18 protein-coding genes and 7 tRNA genes are annotated in these 20,811 nt (G+C 68.7%); 6 read left to right on the top strand and 19 right to left on the bottom strand.

The window, feature by feature from the left end:
- Positions 1–118 precede the first annotated feature (118 nt).
- Positions 119–1,042: a glutaminase gene (locus tag AC1D2H_RS15200; RefSeq protein ID WP_477927468.1), complete on the bottom strand. Its 924-nt coding sequence runs from the start codon at positions 1,040–1,042 to the stop codon at positions 119–121.
- 25 nt (positions 1,043–1,067) lie between these two features.
- Here AC1D2H_RS15200 and AC1D2H_RS15195 point away from each other — a divergent pair, with 25 nt between their 5' ends.
- Entirely contained in the window at positions 1,068–1,967 is a 900-nt protein-coding gene (locus AC1D2H_RS15195) for a class I SAM-dependent methyltransferase (RefSeq protein ID WP_478011539.1), read from the top strand.
- Positions 1,968–1,985: 18 nt separating this feature from the next.
- On the opposite strand, the gene AC1D2H_RS15190 is transcribed toward AC1D2H_RS15195, so the two are convergent.
- The 15 genes from AC1D2H_RS15190 to AC1D2H_RS15120 form a co-directional block, all read right to left on the bottom strand.
- Complete coding sequence (locus AC1D2H_RS15190) at positions 1,986–3,482, bottom strand: serine/threonine-protein kinase (RefSeq protein WP_478011538.1); 1,497 nt, start codon at positions 3,480–3,482, stop codon at positions 1,986–1,988.
- The gene (locus AC1D2H_RS15185; RefSeq protein ID WP_477927472.1) at positions 3,475–4,347 is read right to left on the bottom strand and encodes a Tll0287-like domain-containing protein; all 873 of its coding nucleotides are present in this window, start codon (positions 4,345–4,347) and stop codon (positions 3,475–3,477) included. The genes AC1D2H_RS15190 and AC1D2H_RS15185 overlap by 8 nt, the downstream gene beginning before the upstream one ends.
- 145 nt (positions 4,348–4,492) lie before the next feature.
- Positions 4,493–5,710 carry an RtcB family protein gene (locus tag AC1D2H_RS15180; RefSeq protein ID WP_478011537.1) on the bottom strand — a complete coding sequence of 406 codons (1,218 nt, stop codon included), beginning with the start codon at positions 5,708–5,710 and terminating at the stop codon, positions 4,493–4,495.
- 17 nt (positions 5,711–5,727) lie between these two features.
- The gene (locus AC1D2H_RS15175) at positions 5,728–6,471 is read right to left on the bottom strand and encodes a hypothetical protein (RefSeq protein ID WP_478011536.1); all 744 of its coding nucleotides are present in this window, start codon (positions 6,469–6,471) and stop codon (positions 5,728–5,730) included.
- 60 nt (positions 6,472–6,531) lie between these two features.
- Complete coding sequence (locus AC1D2H_RS15170) at positions 6,532–7,677, bottom strand: slipin family protein (RefSeq protein ID WP_478011535.1); 1,146 nt, start codon at positions 7,675–7,677, stop codon at positions 6,532–6,534.
- Between the two features lie 395 nt (positions 7,678–8,072).
- Positions 8,073–8,144: transfer RNA gene (locus AC1D2H_RS15165), tRNA-Thr, on the bottom strand.
- Positions 8,145–8,325: 181 nt separating this feature from the next.
- Positions 8,326–8,886, bottom strand: a complete 561-nt coding sequence (locus AC1D2H_RS15160; RefSeq protein ID WP_477927478.1) for an HNH endonuclease — start codon at positions 8,884–8,886, stop codon at positions 8,326–8,328.
- A gap of 153 nt (positions 8,887–9,039) precedes the next feature.
- On the bottom strand, positions 9,040–9,216 hold the full coding sequence (locus tag AC1D2H_RS15155) for an SEC-C metal-binding domain-containing protein (protein WP_478011534.1): 177 nt from the start codon (positions 9,214–9,216) through the stop codon (positions 9,040–9,042).
- Positions 9,217–9,286: 70 nt separating this feature from the next.
- Positions 9,287–9,364 (bottom strand) — tRNA-His (locus tag AC1D2H_RS15150).
- A 20-nt stretch (positions 9,365–9,384) separates the two neighbouring features.
- Positions 9,385–9,460, bottom strand: a tRNA-Asp gene (locus AC1D2H_RS15145).
- A 13-nt stretch (positions 9,461–9,473) separates the two neighbouring features.
- Positions 9,474–9,550: transfer RNA gene (locus AC1D2H_RS15140), tRNA-Pro, on the bottom strand.
- A gap of 102 nt (positions 9,551–9,652) precedes the next feature.
- Positions 9,653–9,794: transfer RNA gene (locus AC1D2H_RS15135), tRNA-Glu, on the bottom strand.
- A gap of 10 nt (positions 9,795–9,804) precedes the next feature.
- Positions 9,805–9,880, bottom strand: a tRNA-Ala gene (locus AC1D2H_RS15130).
- 20 nt (positions 9,881–9,900) lie between these two features.
- A tRNA-Arg gene (locus AC1D2H_RS15125) sits at positions 9,901–9,977 on the bottom strand.
- Between the two features lie 363 nt (positions 9,978–10,340).
- Entirely contained in the window at positions 10,341–10,502 is a 162-nt protein-coding gene (locus AC1D2H_RS15120; protein ID WP_478011533.1) for a hypothetical protein, read from the bottom strand.
- A 151-nt stretch (positions 10,503–10,653) separates the two neighbouring features.
- On the opposite strand from AC1D2H_RS15120, the gene AC1D2H_RS15115 reads away from it, so the two are divergent.
- Complete coding sequence (locus AC1D2H_RS15115) at positions 10,654–11,019, top strand: hypothetical protein (protein WP_478011532.1); 366 nt, start codon at positions 10,654–10,656, stop codon at positions 11,017–11,019.
- Here the strand turns inward: AC1D2H_RS15115 and AC1D2H_RS15110 are convergent.
- Both AC1D2H_RS15110 and AC1D2H_RS15105 read right to left on the bottom strand, forming a co-directional pair.
- The gene (locus AC1D2H_RS15110) at positions 11,016–12,383 is read right to left on the bottom strand and encodes a sigma-54-dependent transcriptional regulator (RefSeq protein ID WP_478011531.1); all 1,368 of its coding nucleotides are present in this window, start codon (positions 12,381–12,383) and stop codon (positions 11,016–11,018) included. The two genes, AC1D2H_RS15115 and AC1D2H_RS15110, sit on opposite strands and share 4 nt — an antisense overlap.
- Positions 12,364–14,148, bottom strand: a complete 1,785-nt coding sequence (locus AC1D2H_RS15105; protein ID WP_478011530.1) for a sensor histidine kinase — start codon at positions 14,146–14,148, stop codon at positions 12,364–12,366. Before AC1D2H_RS15105 ends, AC1D2H_RS15110 begins: the two co-directional genes overlap by 20 nt.
- A gap of 134 nt (positions 14,149–14,282) precedes the next feature.
- On the opposite strand from AC1D2H_RS15105, the gene AC1D2H_RS15100 reads away from it, so the two are divergent.
- From AC1D2H_RS15100 to AC1D2H_RS15090, 3 genes are read left to right on the top strand one after another with little or no spacing between them, the layout of a single operon-like run.
- Complete coding sequence (locus AC1D2H_RS15100) at positions 14,283–14,870, top strand: DUF4166 domain-containing protein (protein WP_478011529.1); 588 nt, start codon at positions 14,283–14,285, stop codon at positions 14,868–14,870.
- Positions 14,867–16,336, top strand: a complete 1,470-nt coding sequence (locus tag AC1D2H_RS15095; RefSeq protein ID WP_478011528.1) for a TIGR01777 family oxidoreductase — start codon at positions 14,867–14,869, stop codon at positions 16,334–16,336. The genes AC1D2H_RS15100 and AC1D2H_RS15095 overlap by 4 nt, the downstream gene beginning before the upstream one ends.
- Complete coding sequence (locus tag AC1D2H_RS15090; RefSeq protein ID WP_478011527.1) at positions 16,317–17,243, top strand: sugar phosphate isomerase/epimerase family protein; 927 nt, start codon at positions 16,317–16,319, stop codon at positions 17,241–17,243. Before AC1D2H_RS15095 ends, AC1D2H_RS15090 begins: the two co-directional genes overlap by 20 nt.
- Here the strand turns inward: AC1D2H_RS15090 and AC1D2H_RS15085 are convergent.
- Positions 17,236–19,953, bottom strand: a complete 2,718-nt coding sequence (locus AC1D2H_RS15085; protein ID WP_478011526.1) for a M16 family metallopeptidase — start codon at positions 19,951–19,953, stop codon at positions 17,236–17,238. The two genes, AC1D2H_RS15090 and AC1D2H_RS15085, sit on opposite strands and share 8 nt — an antisense overlap.
- 161 nt (positions 19,954–20,114) lie before the next feature.
- Between AC1D2H_RS15085 and AC1D2H_RS15080 the strand changes: the two genes are divergently transcribed.
- Positions 20,115–20,783: a response regulator gene (locus AC1D2H_RS15080; RefSeq protein WP_477927495.1), complete on the top strand. Its 669-nt coding sequence runs from the start codon at positions 20,115–20,117 to the stop codon at positions 20,781–20,783.
- The last annotated feature ends 28 nt before the right edge of the window (positions 20,784–20,811 follow it).

Here is a 20,811-nt window from a genome sequence, read left to right as displayed (position 1 = left end):
TCGAGCCGCGAGCACATCGCCAGACGGGCCGGCTCGGGAGCGGCCCAGCGCTCGGCCCGGAAGACCCCGGTTTCGTAGGGCGTGGGCAGCGCTCAGCGCAATCAAAAGCTGAGTTGATTCAGAAGACAGACAGCCCCGTCTTCGCGACGAAGAGCTCCAGCGCCCGGCGGCCCAGCAGGGAGTTGCCTGTCGAGTCCAGCGCGGGCGACCAGACGCACAGGCTGAGCTCGTCGGGCACCACGGCGACGATGCCGCCACCCACACCGCTCTTGCAGGGCAGGCCGATGCGGAAGGCGAACTCGCCCGCTGCGTCGTAGGTGCCGCAGGTCAGCATCAGCGCGTTGACGCGGCGGGTCTGCGCTTCGCTGAGCACGGGCGTGCCAGCCAGCGGGTGGCGGCCGTCGCGGCACAGATAGCCCGCGGCGCAGGCCACCTGCTCGCAGCTCATGCGAATAGCGCACTGGTTGAAGTAGACGTCCAGCACCGTGGCCACGTCGTTGTCCAGCGTGCCGAAGCCCTTCATGAAATTGGCCAGCGCGGTGTTGCGAAAGCCGGTGTCCGCTTCGGACTGCGCGACCTCCGAGTCGATGGTGACGGGCTCTCCGCAAAGCCGGCCCAGCAGCGCCAGCAACTCGGTCTTGGCGTCACCCTGTGAAACCAGCCGGTCCGCCACCGCGATCGCGCCGGCATTGATGAAGGGGTTGCGCGGAATGCCGCGTTCCGTCTCCAGCTGCACCAGCGAGTTGAAGGGGCTGCCGGACGGTTCGCGGCCGATGCGATCCCACAGGGCCTCGTCCAGCGCGCGGATGGCCAGCGTCAGCGAGAACATCTTGGACATGCTCTGGATGGAGAAGGGCACCGCGCTGTCGCCTGCATGCGCCGTCTTGCCGCCCACCGTGCGCAGCGCGATGCCGAACTGCAGCGGCGACACGCGCGCCAGGGCCGGGATGTAGGTGGCGACCTTGCCACCGGCCGCGGCCAACTGCGGGCGCAGTTCGGCGTTGATCTCGTCGAGGATGAGCTGGAAGTCCATGGCGGCCATTCTGGCCCGGGACAATCGCACCACCATGCAAGCCCTGCTCGATGCCATTGCCGCGATGGCGGCCCTTCCCCAGGATGCCCGACGTCTCTTTCATGGCCGCGGCGGCCTGCACCCCGGCTGCGAACACCTGACGCTGGACGCCTACCCGCCTGCGCTGCTGCTGACCAGCTTCGAGCCGCTGGCCGATGACGCCCTCGCTGCCATCGGTGCGGCGATCGCCGCGCGCTGGCCCGAGGCGCCATGGGTCTTCCAGTGCCGGCAGGAAGGTGGCCGCGTCGAGACGCGGTTGATGGCCGATGTGCTGCCCGAGCCTCACGTCGTCACCGAGCTGGGTACAAGCTATCTCGTGCACCTGCTGCGCGGCCAAAACCATGGCCTTTTCCTCGATATGGCGGAGGGCCGGCGCTGGGTGCGCGAGCGGGTGGCGCCCGGCGACAAGGTGCTCAACCTGTTCGCCTACACCTGCGCCTTCTCGGTCGTGGCGCTGCAGGCCGGCGCGGCCGAAGTGGTCAACGTGGACATGGCGTCAGGCGCGCTCGCCATCGGCCGCAGCAACCATGAACTCAACGGTGTGAAGGCCAGCGCCAGGTTCCTGGCCCACGACATCTTCAACTCCTGGGGCAAGCTGACCCGCGGGGGACCTTACGACCTTGTCATCTGCGACCCGCCGAGCTTCCAGAAGGGCAGCTTCGTCGCCACCAAGGACTACGCGCGGCTCGCCCGGCGGCTGCCCGGGCTGTTGGCGCCGGGGGGCCATGCGCTGCTGTGCCTGAACACGCCCAAGCTGGGCCTGGACTTCCTGCGCGACGTGATGGCCGAGCACGCACCGGAGCTCGAGTTCGTCGAGAGGGTCGTGAACCCGCCGGCGTTTGCAGACGTGTCGGAAGACCGGGGACTCAAGGTGCTGGCCTACCGCCTGCCCTGAACCCGGGTCGGCCGCGCCTCAGCCCAGCCGCCCCAGCTCGGCCAGCAGCTTGGCGCGTGCCGCCGGGTCGTTGACGGCTTCCGCCAGCCGGTTGAAGAACACCGCGCGGCTGTCCGTGCCGGTGGCCGCGCGCTTGATCAGCACCTTGGCGATGGGCCCGACATGCTGGGCCAGCAGGGCCTGGGCCTTGTCCATGACGGCTTCGTTCAACGGGCCGCCAATCATCGTGCCGCCGCCGGATCCCGCCGTCGCGCCCTTGGAGCCACCCGCTGAGGGCGAACCCGCCGTGACGCCGCCCGCCGTGCGGTGGTGGTGGCCACCGGTGACCAGGCTGGCCTGGCCCAGGAAGGCGTCGCGTGCGCGCGGGTCGGTGACCTGCTCGGCGAGCTTGTTGTAGAGCTCGTTGATGTCGTGGCACTCGCGCGCAGCGCGGCGCACCAGCACGCTGGCGAGCGGGCCGACATGCTTGGCCAGCGTCAGCTCGGCCTGCGTGAGCTGGGCCTTGTCCCAGTGCGAGGGCGTGGGGGCGCTGGCGGTGCCGGCTGAGCCCACCGAGCCGCCCAGCGAGGTGCCGGCCAGGGACGGCGGTGCATGCGTCGGCGTGACCAGCGGCTGGGTGGGCTTGGCGCGCGCCGGCGCCAGCATGACGGTCTTTTCCCAGGACGACTCGTCGATGACCTGGCCGATGCCGTGGGTCAGCGCCTGCTTGAACTCCTCGGCGGTGTCGAAGCGCTCGTCGGGGCGCTTGGCCAGGGCCCGGGCGATGATGGCGTCGAACCAGCCCGGGCGCTCGACGCCCTCGATGGTCGACGGCGGCTGGGGCATGTCGTTCACGACCTTGTACATCAGCGCCTCTGTCGTGCCGGCGAAGGGTGCGCGGCCGGTCAGCAGCTGGTACAGCACGACGCCGGCGCCGTAGATGTCCACGCGCCTGTCCATGGGCTTGCCGAGGAACTGCTCCGGCGCCATGTGGCTGGGCGTGCCCACCATGTAGTGGGTCTGGGTGAGGTTGGTGCTCTCGATGCGGGCGATGCCGAAGTCGGCCACCTTGAGCCGCCCGGCCGTCGTCATGATGATGTTGGCGGGTTTGATGTCGCGGTGCCAGACACCTTTCTCGTGCGCGTGGCCGAGGGCATCGAGCAGCTGGCTCATGATGCCGGGAATGTCGTTGTCCGTGAACCTGACCTTGGCGCTCAGATAGCTCGCCAGCGAGCGCCCCTCGACGAACTCCATCGCGATATAGGCCACGTTCTCGTCGCGGCCGAAGTCGTAGACGGCCACGATGCCGGGGTGATGCAGACGGCCTGCGGCCTGCGCCTCGTTGCGAAAGCGCGAGGCCGGTGCGCCGGGGCTGTCGTCGTCGGCGTCGAGCTGGGTGCGGATGGTCTTCAGCGCGACGGTGCGCTGGATGTCGGGGTCGAAGCCCTTGTAGACGACACCCATCGCGCCTTCACCGAGGACCTCGGTGATGCGGTATTTGCCGAGTTTCTGCGGGTGCTTGGAGGGGTCAGGCATCGAGCAACTTCATGGCCTGCACGACGCTGGCGCGCATGCGGGAGAAGGAATCGGACAGGGTGGCGATCTCGTCCTTGCTGCTGGACTGGAATTCCGGCGCGTCCAGCTCGCCCTGGCTGACGCGGTCGGCCAGCGCCGACAGGCGGGTGACGGGGCGCACGACCAGCATCCACACCATCAGGTTGAGCACGATGCCGACGGCAACGAAGACGCCGATCAGCGAAGTGATGAAGACCTTGAAGGTCTGGTCGGCACGCTGCAGCGGCACGCCCAGGGGCACGGAGACGATCTGGGCGCCGATGACCTCGTTCAGGTTCCAGCCGAAGCCGTTGGCGGGGCCGTACTTGGCGACCATGGTGGCCGGCGCGGCCTCGACGCTGCTGTGGCAGGCCAGGCAGGCGGGGTCGGTGATGCGCAGCGGGCGGGCGATGTAGAGGGACGGGCCGGCGGGCGTGTCGCGCACGCCCGTCGTCTCCTTCAGGTCGGCCGCGCTGCGGAACTGGCCGACGATGTCGACCTCCCAGCTGGTGGCACGGTCACGCGGATTGGTCGGGTTCAGCGTCGCCTCCTTGTAGGCGAACTCGGGGTGCTTGGACARCAGCGTGCCCAGCACTTCCGTGGCCGAGTAGCTCGGCACCGTCTGGGGCAGGAATTCATTCGCCATCTGGGACACGAGCAGCGGCTTGATCTGCGTGTTCGTGTAGGCGCGCACGGCCAGCGCCTTCTCCATCAGCATGCGCGCGCTCTCGACGACCTCCTGCTGGGCGTTGTTCTGCAGCAGATTGCGGGCGATGTAGCCGCTGAGCGCGATGCCCAGGCTCATCACGAGCAGGTAGACGAGATTGAATTTGGCGAGCAGTTTCATGGTGAATTTTCCCCCGAGGGCAGCAATGGTAGTGCGCTGACATGGCTGAGTGGCTGCGTGCTTGCTAGCGGTTCCCGGTGCAAATCCACAAAAGAAAAGGGCGCCCGACCGAAATCGGGCGCCCTTTGAAGGCTTGGGGGCGTCATCAACCCTTCACGCAGACCACCTGCTTGAGCGTGTGCACCACGTCCACCAGCTCGCGCTGGGCGGCCATGACGGCGTCGATGTCCTTGTAGGCCGCGGGCGTCTCATCAATGACATCCTTGTCCTTGCGGCATTCGACGCCCTCGGTCGCGGCGCGGTGGTCGGCCAGCGTGAAGTGGCGCTTGGCGTCGCCGCGGCTCATCACGCGGCCGGCACCGTGGGAGCAGCTCTCGAAGCTGTCCGCGTTGCCCTTGCCGCGCACGATGTAGCTGCGCGCACCCATGCTGCCCGGAATGATGCCCAGCTGGCCCTGCTTGGCGCTCACGGCGCCCTTGCGGGTCAGGTAGACCTCCTGGCCGAAGTGGGTTTCCTTCTGCACATAGTTGTGGTGGCAGTTCACCGCCTCGATGTGACTCTGGAAGTTCTTGCGGATCACCGTCTTCGCGGCTTCGATCACGCGCTTCATCATCAGTTCGCGGTTCAGCGCCGCGAACTTCTGTGCCCAGCTCACGCTGCGCACGTAGTCGCCGAAATAGCGGCTGCCCTCCTCGAAATAGGCCAGGTCGCGGTCCGGCAGATTCGCCTGGTGGCGCATCGCGTCCTGCTTGGCCAGCTCGATGAACATCGTGCCGATGAAGTTGCCCACGCCGCGCGAGCCCGAGTGCAGCATGAACCACACGGCACCCGCTTCGTCCAAGCAGACCTCGATGAAGTGGTTGCCGCCACCCAGCGTGCCCAGGTGCTGGATGTGGTTGGTCTTGGCGAGCTTGGGGTAGTCGCGGCACAGCTCGGTGAACTCGGGCTCCAGCTGCGCCCAGGCCGTGTTGACCGAGCCGGGAGGCTTCTGCCACGCGCCCGGGTCACGGTTGCCAGGCTGGCGGCCGTGGGGCACGGCGCGCTCGATGGCCGCGCGCAGCGGGCCCAGGTTGTCGGGCAGGTCCTCGGCCGTCAGCGTGGTCTTGCAGGCCATCATGCCGCAGCCGATGTCCACACCGACGGCGGCCGGAATGATGGCCTTGACGGTGGGGATGACCGAGCCGACGGTCGCGCCGATGCCGAAGTGCACGTCCGGCATCGCGGCGATGTGCTTGAAGACGATGGGCAGGCGGGCCGCGTTCTGCAGCTGGCGCATGGCCTGCTGCTCGACAGGCACGCCCTGCGTCCACATCTTCAGCGGCACGCCGCCGGGGACGTCTTCGTGAATGTGTTGGGGTTCCATGTTGATTCCTTGTTACGTCACTGCACCAGCCCTTGGCGTGCAAGTTCCGCGTAGTTCTTGAGTTCCTGATCGCTTACGTCGAGCGATCGGATGAATGTCTTGACGGTCAGATTGATTTCTTCTTGGCGATCCAGATCGCGCACGGTGTGGCCAATGCCGTGCAGTGCAGCGATCTGCACCTCGCGGCAGGGCACTTTCAGCATTTCGCTCAGGACCCGCCAGACGGCTTCCTGCCAGCGCGGTTCGCGTCGCACGTTCCAGAACGTGGGCCAGACGTCGAACCACATATAGCAGGCGTAGCCAAGCCGACCTGAGGAGGCGCCAATGGGGCCGTGAACGTCGGCCAGCCGCGGCCCGATGCATTGCCGCCAGAGTTCCGGCATCGCATGCATCATCCGCATGGCCTCTTCGAGCGGCACGCTTTCGTGGATGGCAGCGAACGGCACGTCGCTGAACGAGTTGTTCATGACGTAGGCCAGACCCATGCCGACTTGCTCATCGTTGTAGAGGGCCAGATCGACGCCGGCATTGGCGAACAGCACGGTTTGGATTCGCGTCCATTCCAGCCGCGTAGCGTCGAAGGCAGGTTCGTCGGAGTTCCAGTACCACTCGGCATGACTGCGTGCCACAACGGGGCGATCGAACAGGTAACGCAACGCTGCGTCGTATCGCTCGGGAGCCAGACCGACGCCCTGCAGGCTGCAATCCGGCGTTGCCGCAAGGCGGCGTTGCTGCGCGAGTGTCAGTCGTTTGGTTTTCATGATTTGCTGATTTGAAAGGTATTGGTGAGGCGCCACCACCTTGCGGCGGTGGCGCCTGGATCAACGCAGCTTCACCAGCCCGTTGAGCACCTGGTCCAGACCCCCGAACACGGAGATCTTGTCGATGCGCTCGGCCACGCGTTCCAGCGTTTCCAGCTCCTTCAGGCGCAGGGCGACGGGGTTGTCCTCCATCACCTTGGCCGTGTTGAGCAGGGAACGCGTCGCCGCGGTTTCCTCGCGGCGGCGGATCACATTGGCCTCGGCCGCCTTGCCGGCCTCCACCACCTGGGCGAGGATGGTCTTCATCTCGCCCGGCAGCACGATGTCCTTCACGCCCACACCGTCGAGCTGCAGGCCGTAGCCGGCCAGCTTGGCGGTGACCTGGGCGGTCACGACCTCGTCGATGACCGACTTGTTCTCCAGCAACTCGTCCAGCGTGCGGGTGCCCACCGCCGCGCGGAGCCCGAACTGCAGCTCGCGGTAGAGGTGGTCCGCCGGCTTCGGCAGCGCCTGAAAGGCACGCAGCACGTCTGCCGAGCTCGCATAACGCCAGTTCGCCGAGAGGTTGAGCCGCAGCGCAACCTTGTCACGGGTCAGGATCTCCTGGCCCGTCACCTCCAGCGCCTGCAGTCGCAGGTCCACCAGCTCCACGGCCACGTTGCGGCCGAACTTCCAGAACGCGTGAGCGCCGGGTTCGAGCAGCCGCTCGACCTTGCCGTCCACGCGCAGCAGCCCGGCGCCGTGCTCGGGCACCTCGACCTGCAGCAGGCCGGCCAGGCCGGTCACCGTGCGCGGCCGCAGCTGCGGCTGCGCCAGGCGAGCGGCGACGGCAGCCGGCAGCTCGGCGGATGCGCGGATGTCGAGCACCTCGACCTGCACGTCCACGTGGCCGCGCCAGTACAGGCGCCGCGTGGCGGGCGGCAGCAGCTCGACCAGCACACCGTTCTCGGTCCGCAGGCCGACTTCGTGCTCGCCCAGTTCGACGCGCATGAACTCGGCGGCGACGACCTCGGGCTCCTTGGCCATCAGGTAGTCGGCCAGTGGGTGCACGAAGGCCGGTGCGCCGATGTTGAAGAGCTCGACCTTCAGCTCGTCCAGGCCGGCGAACAGCCAGTGCGTGCCCGGTTGCAGCACGTGTTCGAAATCGCCATTGCGCAGCAGCAGGCCGCGCTCGTTCTTCTTCACAGTCACACGCTCGATCGTCATGGTGTTCTCCTTGTGGTGACGCGTGTACGGGAAGCGCTGACCCAGTCACCTTGTGCGCAGCGCATCCCTGCTTTGGGCGGTCCGCTGCGTCGCAAATCCGCGCCATAGGCGAGCTATGGCTGTGGTTTGCGACTGGCGGCCCATCCCAAACCAGGGCGCGCTGCATCACAAGTGACTGGGCCAGCGCTTCCTGAGGGTGCCGTTACAGCAACCCGTGCGGACGTCGGATGCCAAGGCTTGGCGCCACGGTGCGCGTTGAACGCCTCCTCCCTGAAGACGTCCGCGGCTGGCCGTGGAAGCAGAGCCCCGCTTGCCCGACGTGCGAGCGCGGGCCGCTGATGCGCGGTCCGGCCGGGGCCGGGGCGCACGTTCGGCGGGTGGTCTTGCGACCGTTGTGGTTTGGAGTGGGAGTCGAACCCACGACAGACGAATTACGAGTTCGTTGCTCTACCGTTTGAGCTATCCAAATGGCGGAAATGAAGGGACTCGAACCCGACCCTTGCGGGACACCATGTCATTCCAGGATCAACCGATTCCGGCAGGGCGGCATACGGCGCAGCGACGGGCGGACCCGGCTGCGGCGCACCGGCGGGGCGTGGGAACCCCGGCCTGTGAGCCTTTGCCTTCCTCGGCAGACTCTTTGACGCCTCAGCTGAGGCGTGATCCTTTGGGCAGGCGCGCAGCCAGCCAGTCGTGCACGTCCGCGCGGATGTGTCGGCCCTTGAGGATGAAGTCCTCGAAGCGGCTCGGCACGAAGGGCGCGAACAGCAGCGGCATACGGGCCTCGTCCGGCGTGCGGTCGGCCTTGCGCGAGTTGCACCCGCGGCAGGCCGCGACCGTGTTCATCCAGCTCAAGGCGCCGCCACGGCTGGCGGGCACGATGTGGTCGATGGTCAACGCGCGAGCGTCGAACACCGCGCCGCAATAAGCGCAGGTGCAGCGGTCACGCTTGATGACCTTCGCCTTGCCGTAGGTCGGCGCCACGTCGAAGAGGTTGAGCCTTGAGGCGCCACGCAGCGCGACGATGGGGGGCACGGCCAGCACCGACGGCTTGCCGGTGACGGCGTTGAAGCCGCCGCGCAGCACGGCCAACGGCTGTTCGCCCGCCGACCACACGACCGAATCGGTCGCGACCAGGCAGGCGGCCTGCTCCACCGAGATCCAGGCCTGCGGGAGGCCGGTGATGTCCAACTGCAAAACGTCGTGCATGGGCGCCTCCTTTCTTTGGCTGGGCACGGTGATGAATGGGAATGGCGGGGGCAGCAGGGCTCGAACCTGCAACCGACGGCTTCAAAGGCCGCTGCTCTCCCAATTGAGCTACAACCCGGCTGAAGATGAACTAACGCTGATAGTGGTGACGGTTCACCCCGTCAAAAGCAGCCGCCGTTCAGGCAACAGCGCTTGAAACGACCTCCGGGAGCCGCAGGGGCAGGGGTCGTTGCGGCCGAGCTTCTCGACCAGCTCCTTGTGGCCGTGCACGATACGTTCGCCGCGCTTGACTTGGGTCTCAGACGGGAAGCCCTTGCGGCGCTTGCTCATCGTCTCGAAAGCTGTGGGCTTGGGTTGCAGTCTTCTTCATGATGGCCTCCGGTTAGTCTTGTGGTGCGCTTGGGGGTAGCSGACCGGATTCGAACCGGTGCTGCGAGGGTCACGACCTCGAACCTTGGACCGCTAGGTGACGGCCACCCCCAAACGCACGTAAGAAATTGGCGCCGCCAGCGGGTCCTGACCCCGCGACCTCCGGTTCGACAGACCGGCGCTCTTCCAACTGAGCTATGGCGACACGATGAGGTGATTGGTCCGGGTGGCACGACTTGAACGTGCAACCCCCTGCTCCCAAAGCAGGTGCTCTTCCTGGTTAAGCTACGCCCGGACTGAAAAGGTTGTCGGTAACGGGTTCCGACGCCGCCCAATCGTTGCGGCCGGTTTGCGCCTCTCGAAGCGTGAGCTCGACGAAAGGCTTCGGTTTGAACAGTGGTACCCCGTGCGGGAGTGCTGGCGCCATGCGCCAGGCCTTCGGCCCGCAGCAAGCTGCGTCCTGAGCGGTTGCGCCGCTCAGAGTGAACCCGCCTCTCTGGTTTGAAGGACCAGGGACCTCACCGGAAGTCCAACGGGGCATGGTGATGGTGGTGGAAGCGGCCGGCATCGAACCGGCAACCGTCTGCTTGCAAGGCAGGTGCTCTCCCTGTTGAGCTACGCCCCCCATGAGTCGTCTGAACGATGTGGTGCCTCGTGGACGACTTGAACGTCCAACCTCCGGCTTCGTAGACCGGCGCTCTACTCCATTGAGCTAACGAGGCAAAAAGATCCATCTCGGCTGTGTCCACACGCGACGCGGCTGGCTTGCGCAAGCCAGAGGTGCATCGCTGCACGCGACAGGCGGCCGCCCGAGCGCACATGCACACCGGGCCGGCCGGTGCTTGTGCGTGGGCACACCCGAGATGGGGCAGGGCAGCCGAGGACGAGCCTCGGCGCCTGCCAGTGGTGAGCGCTGTGCCAGGTCAAGCTGGCGCGGCACTCGGTGCGAGTTGTCAATGAGCGGGCGCTGCGCATGCGCAGCGGCGTCGGGGCAGCCCCGGCGCTGTGTTCGTTTGAACAGTGGAAAAGGAAAAGGCCCGGTTCCTTGCGGAGACCGGGCCTCGAATGAGCTTGGAAGGTCGGCGTCAGCCGGGTCCTTCACCCGATAGGTTGTTGTCATCACTGTCACGACCGAAGTCATGGGCATAGGCGACCGGGGCATGCAAGCCCGCCAGAGGCATCTGCACGGCATCGCACCGGCTCTGCGAGCCGGCGAGGGTGATGGCGGTGACGAGATGGCGGTTCATGGCGGAAAGCGGTTCGGTCGTCGGTTGGGGTTGGTAAAAAAGCTCAGTTGTGCTGAGCGAATATGCGCATTGTTAAGAATCTTCACTTTCTCGTCAACACCTAGAATGCCTGTGAAGTGTTTTCACAACACCGCGTTGCTTTGCTTCCCACGTGTCCAGCCCCGCCACCATCCGCCGGCTCAACGCCATCTCGCTTTTCCAGTCCTTCGCCGAGGAGCGCATCGCCGCGGGCGATCCGCCCAAGGGGCTGGAGGCGGCGTGGGCCGCGCGCATCGGCGTCAGCGGTGCGACCTGGTCGATGGCCAAGAGCGGTGCGCGGCCGCTGGGAGACAAGCTGGCGCGACAGATCGAGCACCTCTGCGGCAAGGAGGCTGGCTGGCTCGACGAGGAACGCGAACCCACCGGCCTGACGCCGGCCGAGCAGCAGTTCCTGGCGCAGGCGCTGAGGATCTATCGGAGCACCAACAGCGRCGGGCGCAAGAAGCTGCGCCACTGGCTGAAGGAATTCGGCAACTAGCGCAGGCCCAGGCGCGACAGCTTCTTGATGAGGCCGACGCGGGACACGCCCAACTGGCGAGCGGCTTCGGATTGGTTGCCGCCCGCAGCGCTCATCGCGTCCTGGATCAGGCGGCGCTCCAGTTCGTTCATTGCCGCGTCGAGCACGCCGGTGCCGGCCGCGGGTTCGGCGCTGCGCTGGGGCTCGGTGCTGTCGCCCGCCGCCAGGCGCAGCAGCTCGGTGTCGACTTCGTGCTGCTCCGGCAGCAGCAGCGCGCCGGCCGATTCGACAATGGCCTTGAGCTCGCGCACATTGCCGGGCCAGTCCCGCGCCGTGACCCAGGCCAGGGCGCCGGCCGAGAAGCGCGCCTGGGGTGCGCCGCGCTGCAGGAAGCGCGCTGCCAGCACCGGCACATCGGCCATGCGCTCGGACAGCGCCGGCGTGCGCAGCACGACGCCCTTGAGGCGGTAGTAGAGGTCCTCGCGGAATGCCCCGTCGCGAACCATGGCCTCCAGATCGCGGTGCGTGGCGGCGATGACGCGCGCCTCGGCCTGCTTCTGCACGCGGCCGCCCACCGGCACGAAAGTGCCTTCCTGCAGAAAGCGCAGCAGCTTGACCTGCATGGCCGGCGGCATCTCACCGACTTCGTCGAGGAATAGCGTGCCGCCATGCGCCGCTTCGACGAGGCCGGGCTGATCGCGGTAGGCGCCGGTGAAGCTGCCCTTCAGGTGACCGAAGAGTTCGCTCTCCAGCAGCTCGGCCGACAGCGCACCGCAGTGCACGACGATGAAGGGTCCGTCGCGGCGCGGGCTGCCCTCGTGCAGCGCACGGGCCACCAGCTCCTTGCCGGTACCGGTGGGGCCCAGCACCAGCACGCTGACACGCGTTGGCGCGACCCGCCGCACCATGGCGCGCAGCTGCTGCATGGGTGGCGTCTGGCCGACGAGGCCGAGGTCGTCTGCACCTTGCTCGGCACGCAGCCGAACCAGTTCACCGTCCAGGMGCGACTTGCGCAGCGCGCGGGCCACGACGAAGCGAAGCAGGTCGGGGTCGATGGGCTTGGTGATGAAGTCCCAGGCGCCCAGCTCGGCGGCGCGCAGGGCCAGCTCATGCTCACCGTGGCCGGTCAGCACGACGACGGGCACGCCGGCCAGGCGCGGGATCAGCTCCAGGCCGCGCTCGGGGTCCATGTGGGGCGGCATGGCCAGGTCCAGCAGCACCAGCTCGGGCCGCTGTTCGGCGAAGCGGGCCAGGGCCGCGTCGCCGTCGCCGGCGATGTCGACCTCGTGCCCGAGGCTGCGCAGGAAATTGCCGCCCAGGCGCTGGAAGGCTGCTTCGTCGTCGACGAGCAGCACGCGGCCCGTTTCAGGATTGGGTTGAGTCATGAGGGAAGCTCAGCGTGAAGCAGGTGCGCCAGCCGGGACGCTCGGTCAATGCGGCCGTGCCGCCATGCGCGGCCATCACGCGGGCGACGATGGCCAGGCCCAGGCCCGTGCCGCCCGGGCTGCGCGAGGCGAAGGGTTCGAACAGGCGCTCGCGGATGCTGTCGGGCACGCCGGGGCCGTTGTCGCRGACATGCAGGCGCAGGCCCGCGGCGTCGCGCTCGGCGTCGACATGGACCGCGCCACCGCCGGCCGTGCGGCCGTTCTCGACGAGATTGGTCAGCGCCTGTTCGACGCGACGCGCGTCCAGCAGCGCCGGCAGCGGCTGCTGCAGGCCGGGGCCGAGCTCGACCTCGGGCTGGCGACGTGCCACCGTCTGCGCGAGGGCGGTGACATCGACCTCAGCGGTGCTGAGTTTCCAGGGCTTGGCGTAGTCCAGCAGATCGCGCGTCAGATGGGCGATGCGGTCGACCTGCTCGGCCACCTCGCGGCGCGTGTCGCCGGGCGCCATCGCGACGGCCATGGAAATGATGTTCAGCGGGTTGCGGATGTCGTGGGCCACGGTGGCGGCCAGCGCGCCCAGTTCGGCCAGGCGGGCCTGCAACTGCCGCTCGCGTTCACGCGCCGCGAGCTGCTGGGCCTGCTCCACGCGCATGGCGGCTTCCAGCACCAGGCTGCCAAAGAGTTCGGCCAGGTGGCGCTGGCCCGGTGGCGCGGCGGCCCAGCCCTGCAGTTCCAGCCGCCACGGTGAATGCCGGCAGTTGAGCCGGGGCAGGGCCGGTTCGGATGCCGCGTCGAACACGACCTCGACCGGCGTGCCCAGGCGCTGGCTCAGCAGCCGGCCGGCCAGTTCGCCCAGTTCGGGCAGGTTTTCGGCTGGCAGCAGCGCCTCGCGCCAGGCCTGCAGGTCCGCGGCCGAGGCTTCGCCACCCGGGTAGATCAGGCGCTGCACAAAACGCCGCACCGGCCCGCTCAGCGCGAGGCAGCCTGCCGCCACGGCCACACCGCTGAGCCAGCGCGACTCGAAGGGCAGCAGCAGCGGCATCAGCCCGACGATGCCGACGCCGACGGCCAGCAGCAGCGTCCACACCAGGGCGCGGCCGGCCCAGGCATTGGCGACGAACACGCCCCAGCGCAGCACGCCGTAGACCAGGATGACGGGATAGAGCGGCAGCAGCAGCAGCGGCACCGGGAAGACCGGCACTTCCAGCAGCACCAGGCCATAGCCGCTCAGGCACAGCAGCCCCCACAGGCAGGAGGCGGTGACGGCCGCGATCTGCTGCCGCGCCGGCGGCTTGGCGAGCGCGAGGCCACGCAGCAGCACCGCCACGCCGGCGATGCCCAGGAGGATCCAGGCGAAGCTGGCCAGCCAGCCCAGGCGGCCGGCAATGAAGATCCAGCCGACGGTGTCGCTCCACGCCAGATGGCCGGGCTGGCCCAGCAAGGCGCTCACCGATGCCAGGGCGCCGAGCCCATAGGCCGTTGCCACGCCGACGCGCCCCAGCGGCACGCGGCAGAACACCACGCAGAAGTGGAAGAAGAAGGTCGAGACGAAGGGCGCCATCGACACCAGCCGCAAGGCCAGGGGTTCGGCGGCCTGACCCCACCAGTTGGGCAGCTCGTTGCCCGTGATCCAGACGGCGATGCCAACCAAAAAGGTCGCCAGCAAGCGCCCGCCGGCCACCCGGTCCGACCACCAGAGCAGCACGCCGGCCAGCACCAGGGTCTCGAACAGCGAGAAGCCCAGGGCGAAACGGATCAGCAGCATGGGGTGTTAACGAAGTTGACAGATGGGGTCGTCGGCACTGTATCCGAGGTATGCGCATTGCGGATGTGATTTCAATGAAATCAATCACTTAGAAGCTGAATCGGGCCTGGCACGCTTGTCGCGATAGAGGGGGTATGAACGCCGCCAAGCCCCTCGACCTCTCCGCCCTCATCGGCCCCGCTGCCTGGGCCCGCCTGCCCGCCGCCGTGCAGCGTCGCTTTGCTGCCGGCCACCCGGAAGCAACCTACCGCGGCCTGATGGACATGCGCTGCTCGGCCCTGGGCCGCGTGCTGGCCTGGCTGGTCAAGCCGCTGCGCAGCCCGCTGGCCGCCGCGAATGCGAACGGCGTGCCGACGACGGTGCGCGTGCGGGCCGTCGGCGGTGGCGTCGTCTGGGAGCGCAGCTTCGAGGGCGGCGTCGGCCGCGTGTTCTCCACCAAGGAGTTGGACGAGCACGGCCGCCTGCAGGAGCGCACCCGCGGCGGCCTGGGCATGGCGCTGAATGTCTTCGAGCACGACGGCGCGCTGGTGTTCCAGAGCCATCGCTACTTCCTCGACCTGGGTGCCCTGCGCCTCGTCATGCCCCGCCTGCTCAGCCCCGGCACCTGCCGCGTCGAGCACCGCGACCTGGGCGACGGCCTGTTCCGTTTCACGCTTTCCATGACTCATCCCCTGTGGGGCCAAACCTTCCACCAAACCGGCGTGTTTGCCGATCCCGTATGAACCTCCTCTTCACTCTGCTCAGCGTCCAGGCCGTCATGGGCGCTTTCGACAACCTCTGGCATCACGAGCTTCAAGCCAAGCTGCCGCAACGGGCTTCGGCGCGGCGCGAGCTGGCCCTGCACACGGCTCGCGAGGCCATCTACGGTGTCGTCTTCATCGGCCTGGCCTGGTGGCAATGGCAGGGCCTGTTCGCCGCGCTGCTGGCGGCGCTGCTGGGCGTCGAGGTCGTCGTCACGCTGGCCGACTTCCTGGAAGAAGACCGCAGCCGCAGCCTGCCGCCTTTCGAGCGCGTGCTGCACACGCTGCTGACCATCAGCTACGGCCTCTTCCTGGCCGTCCTGGCGCCGGTGCTGTGGCGTTGGGGCCAGCAGCCGACGCGGCTGCTGCCGGCCGACAACGGCTGGTGGGCGCCGCTGCTGACGGCCTATGGCCTGGGCGTGCTGGCCTGGAGCGTGCGCAACCTGATCGCCGTGCGCCGGTTGGCAGGCATGGCGACGCCGACAGCGCAACCGGCCTCGATGCGCCGCCAGGGCGCCATCCTCGTCACCGGTGCGACTGGCTTCGTTGGCCAGGCGGTAGTGGCCGAGCTGTGCCGCGAGGGCCGCCGCGTCATCGCGCTGTCCCGCGACCTGCGCCAGGCGCGCGGCCTGTTCGGGCCTGGCGTCTGGGTGGTCGACGAGCTGGATGCCATCCCGTCCGAGACGCGTATCGACGCCATCGTCAACCTGGCCGGCGCCCGCGTGCTCGGCATGCCCTGGACGGCGGCGCGCCGGCGCACGCTGCTGGCCAGCCGCGTGGGCATCACGCAGCGGCTGGTGGCGCTGATGCGCCGCCTGGAACAGCGCCCTCGCGTGCTGGTCAGCGCCTCGGCCGTGGGCTTCTATGGCGCGGTCAATGACGGCTCGCCCTGCACCGAGGCCGGCCTGCCCCGGCCGGGCGAATTCCAGTCCGACCTCTGCGCCGCCATCGAGCACGAGGCGCGCCGCGCCGAGGCCCTGGGCGTGCGCGTCGTGCGCCTGCGCTTTGGCGTCGTGCTGGGGCGCGAGGATGGCGCCTATCCCATGCAGGCCCTGGCGGCGCGCTTCGGTCTGGGTGCTGTGCTCGGAAACGGCCGGCAACCCGCGCCCTGGCTGCATCGCGACGATGCCGTCGGCCTGATCCGCTTCGCGCTGGAGACGACCGAGCTGTCAGGCGCCGTCAACGCCGTCGCGCCCGACACGCCGCACCAGACCGGCTTTGCGCAAGCGCTCGCCGCTTCCTTCGGCCGCCGCGCCTGGCTGCGCGCGCCGGCCTGGCCGTTGCGCCTGCTGGCCGGCGAGATGTCGACCCTGCTGCTCGATGGCCAGAACGTCGTGCCCGCCGCCGCGCTGGCCGCCGGCTATCGCTTCCGCCACCCGACCCTGCAGACGGCGCTCAGCAACCTGGCCGCGCGGCATGATGCCGGCCATGAATGCCCTGCCCCTTGATCGCTGCAACGACGGCAGCCGGCGCCCGCCGCGGCTGCGCCGTGACATCAACCTCGGCACGATGGCCGAGCTGCCGCGCGGTTCGACCGGCTGGCGCGCCAGCCATGCCGAACAACTCGCGCTGCTGAAGGCCGATGGCCACGAGGCCGTGCAGATCTGGCAGCCAACCACCGAGGCTGCGCAGGCCGCACGCGACGCCGGCCTGGCCGTCACCGGCATCTGCCGGGCGCTGACACCGCCCGACGTGGACGCCATCGTGCGCGAGCAGCGTGACCTCGGTTGCGAGATCACGACGCTGCACGTCGGCAACTCCTTCGAGACCGATGCCGAGATGGATGCCCTGGCCGCGGCCGTGCTGGAGACGTCGGCGCGCCATGCCCACCCGGTCTACGTCGAGACCCATCGCGGCACGATGACCCAGGACCTGCGCCGCACGCTGGATCTCGTCGAACGCTGGCCGAACCTGCGCTTCAACGCCGACCTGTCGCACTGGTACACCGGCCACGAGCTGACCTATGGCGGCGAGTTCTACGAGCGCGCCGGCCGCCTGCAGCCGGTGTTCGAGCGCGTGCGCTTCCTGCATGCGCGCGTCGGCAACCCGGGCTGCATCCAGACCGGGCTCGACGACCCGGGCGACTATCTGAGCCATTTCCGCTGGATGTGGCAGCGCTGCTTCGAGGGATTTCTGCGCGAGGCGGGGCCAGGTGACTACTTGAGCTTCAACGCCGAGCTGCTGCCGCAGAAGATGGGCGCCGATTTCTGGCTGCACTACGCCCAGCCGCGCCGCGAACTCGTCGGCGACGCGTTGGTCGGCGAGCCCAGCGACCGCTACGACGACGCGGCGCGCCTGTGGCGGATCGCGAACGAATGCTTCGAGGCCGCCCGAGCGGCCGTGGCGCTTACTTAGCAGCCGCCTTCTTGTCGAAGTCGCCGGCCCAGGACCAGTTGGCCTTGGCGGGGTCTATCCAGCGCTTGATGGCCGCATTCACCTGCTCAAGCGTCAGCGCCTCGCCGCGCGCATCCAGCTCGGCATTCCACTTGAACTGGCGGCCGCGCTCCAGGTGGCCGGCGATGGCACCGGCCACGGCGCCGTCTTCGCTGCGCCAGGTGTCGCTCTGGGCCTTCATCGCGCGCTTGGCGGTGTCCAGCTCGGCCTGGGTCAGGCCGTCGCGCGCAAAGCGGGCCAGCTCGTCGTTCAGCGCCGCCTCCACGCGGGTGCGGTTCTCCGGCGCAAAGATGGCAAAGATGTCGAGCTGGGCGCGCGGCTCGAAGCTGGACGCGTTCAGCCAGGCGCCGGCGCCGTAGGAAACGCCTTCCTTCTGGCGCAGCCGGGTCAGCAGCCGTGAGTCGAAGCCGCTGGCGCCCAGCACATGGGCGGCGACGCGCAGGGCGGCGTAGTCGGCGTGGTCGTCGTTCATGGGCAGCAGCAGGCCGCCCAGGACCATCGCATTGGCCTTGTCTTTCAGCGTCGCGCTGAGCTTGAGCCCTTGCACGGGCGGCAGGGGCTGGGCGAGGCGGGCATAGGCCTGGGGCGCCGTCCAGCTGCCGAACAGGCGCGCGATCAGTGGCTTGACCTCGGCGGCGTCGAAGTCGCCCACCAGCACCAGCTCGCCGTGGGCGGCGCCGAAGAAGTCGCGGTGGAAGGCCTGCAGCTTCGCCGGCGTCACGGCCTTCACGGCGGCGATGTAGTCGGGGAAGGCGAGGAAGGCGCGTGGGTCGTCGGCCGGGTAGGCGGCGGCCAGGGCCTGCTGCAGGGCCTGCGGCGCGATGCCTTGGGGCTGCTGGGCCATCTCCTCCAGATTGGCGACCTGCTGGCGCACCATCTGCTCGACCTCGGTGGCCGGGAAGATGGGGTCCCGCAGCACCTCGGCCATCAGGCCCAGGGCCTCGGCGAGCTGGCCGCGGCGGCTGCCCAGCGTCAGGCGTGCACCGTCGGTCGCGCCGCTGTTGGACGAGAAGCGGGTCTTGAGGCGGTCGAAGCCGTCGCTGAGCTGGGCCCGCGTGTGCTGCCTGGTGCCCAGGGCCAGCGCCTCGCCGACGAGGTTGGCCTCGGTGCGCCGGCCGCGCAGGGCCTCCAGCGTGCCGTACTGCAGGTTCAGCGCCACCTCCACCGTCTCGCCACGCGAGCGCTTGGGCACCAGGGCGACCTTGAGGCCGTTGGGCAGCTGGTAGCGCTCGGTGCGGCGGTCGAAGTTGGCGGGGCTGGTGTCGAAGACCTCGCCGGCGGCGACGGCGGCCTTCGGCGTGTAGTCCTTCAGCGCGTCGGCGGCCGGCACGGCCAGGGCCAGTGGCGAGCGCGCCGGTGCGGCGGTGGCGAACAGGCGGCCGAGCGAGCGGTTGCTCGGCAGCAGCCATTTGCCCAGCGTCGCGTTGACGTCGTCCAGCGTGGCGGCCTCGATGCGGTTGCGCATCAGGAAGAGCAGGCGCCAGTCGCCCGCCGCAATCGCTTCGGACAGCGTCACGCACAGCTGCTGCGGGTTGGCCATCAGGTCGTCGAAGCGCTGCGTCCACTGCGTCTTGGCGCGCTGCAGCTCCTCGGCGGTGATGGGCTCCTTGGCCAGGCCTTCCACGGTGTCGACCAGCAGCTGCTGGGCGCGCTCGACGTCGTTGTCTTCCTTCAGCATCAGGCCGAAGTTCAGCAGCCCCGGCTCGGCATTGCGGCCGGGCCAGCCGAAGCTCTGGGCCGCCAGGCCGGGCTCGACGAGGCGCTTGTGCAGGCGGCCGCTGGGCGTGTCGGCCAGGGCGGTCACGGCGACGTCGAAGGCCGCGTACTCGGCGCTCGCCAGCGGCGGGATGTGATAGCTGACGAGCAGGCCCTGGTTGCCCGAGGGGCGGCGCAGCGTGACGAGGCGCTCGCCCTCCTGCACGGGCTCGACGGTGTAGCTGGCGCTGAGCTTGCGCGTGGGCTTGGGCAGGGCGCCGAAGACGCGCTGCACCTCTGCCAGTGTCTTGGTGGCGTCGAAGGCGCCGGCGACGATCAGCGTCGCGTTGTCCGGCTGGTAGTGGCGCTTGTAGAAGGCCTGCAGGTTGGGGATGTCGACGTTCTCGACGTCCGAGCGCGCGCCGATGGTGCTGCGGCCATAGGCATGCCACTGGTAGGCGGCGGCCTGGGTGCGCTGCACGAGGATGCCGAGGGCGTTGTTCTCGCCCGCCTCCATCTCGTTGCGCACGACGCTCATCTCGGTGTCGAGGTCGCTCTTCAGCACCTTGGCGCCGGTCATCCGGTCGGCTTCCATGCGCAGCGCCCAGCTCAGCGCCTCGGCATTGGCCGGGAAGGTCTCGAAGTAGTTGGTGCGGTCGACATTGGTCGAGCCGTTGAACTGCATGCCGCGCTTGGACAGCTCGGCGCCGACGTTGGCGAACTGCTTCGTCGTCTTGAACAGCAGGTGTTCGAGCAGATGGGCCATGCCGGTCTCGCCATAGCCCTCGTGGCGGCTGCCGACGCGGTAGGTCACGTTGACGGTGACGGTGGGCTTGGTCGCATCGGGGATCAGCAGCAGCTGCAGGCCGTTGGCCAGTCGGTACTCGCTGATGCCTTCGGCCTCGCGGACCGGGGCCGCCAGCGCCAGCAGCGGCAGGGCGAGGAAAAGGGCGGTGGCGCGGGCGGGCAATCGCATGGCTGACAGGGGGAGTCGGGTTGGCGGGCAGCATAGCCAGCGCCCACCCCGGCCGGGATGGTGACTAATGCCGCGTTGCCGCGACGGCTTGCCACGAACTGTCGCGCCGTGACAGCCCTGAGTCAGCACTTGGGCCACTCTCGCGCCATACTGCCGCCACCATGCGCATCCTGCTCGTCGAAGACGACGATCAACTCGTCGAAACCACTGCCCGCGCCCTGCGCTCCCAGGGCTGGGTCGTGGACTGCACCGCCCGCGGCGAGCCCGTGCCCCGTTCGCTGCGCGAGGACGCCTACGACCTGCTCATCCTCGATATCGGCCTGGCCGGCATCGACGGCTTCGAGACGCTGCGCCGCGTGCGCGCCGAGAGCATTGCCGTGCCGGTGCTGATCCTGACCGCCCGTGACGCCGTCGAGGACCGCGTGCGCGGCCTGGAAGGCGGCGCCGACGACTACCTCGTCAAGCCTTTCGCCTTGACCGAACTCGTTGCCCGCGCCCGCGCGCTGGTGCGGCGCAGCCAGGCGCGCACCAGCAACCAGCTGCAACTGGCGCGCCTGCGCATCGACCAGGAAGCGCGCCGCGCCTATATCGACGACGAGCCGCTGGCCCTGTCGGCTCGGGAATGGGATGTGCTGGGCTTCCTGATGGCGCGCTCCGGCAAGGTCGTGCCCAAGGAACACATCGCGCTGGCCAGCAATGCCTGGGACCAGGGCGTCAGCGACAACGCCATCGAAGTCTGCCTGTCGCGCCTGCGCGCCAAGATCGAGCCCGGCGGCGTGCAGCTGCGCACTGTGCGTGGCCTGGGCTACCTTTTGGAAGAAATAGGCTGAGTTGGCTCAACCCATGAAGCCGGCGTCT

This window comes from Roseateles sp. P1_C1_2, from assembly GCF_056406535.1.
Note: the sequence above shows the minus strand (reverse complement) of the source record. Positions and strands in the feature narration are given on the sequence as shown.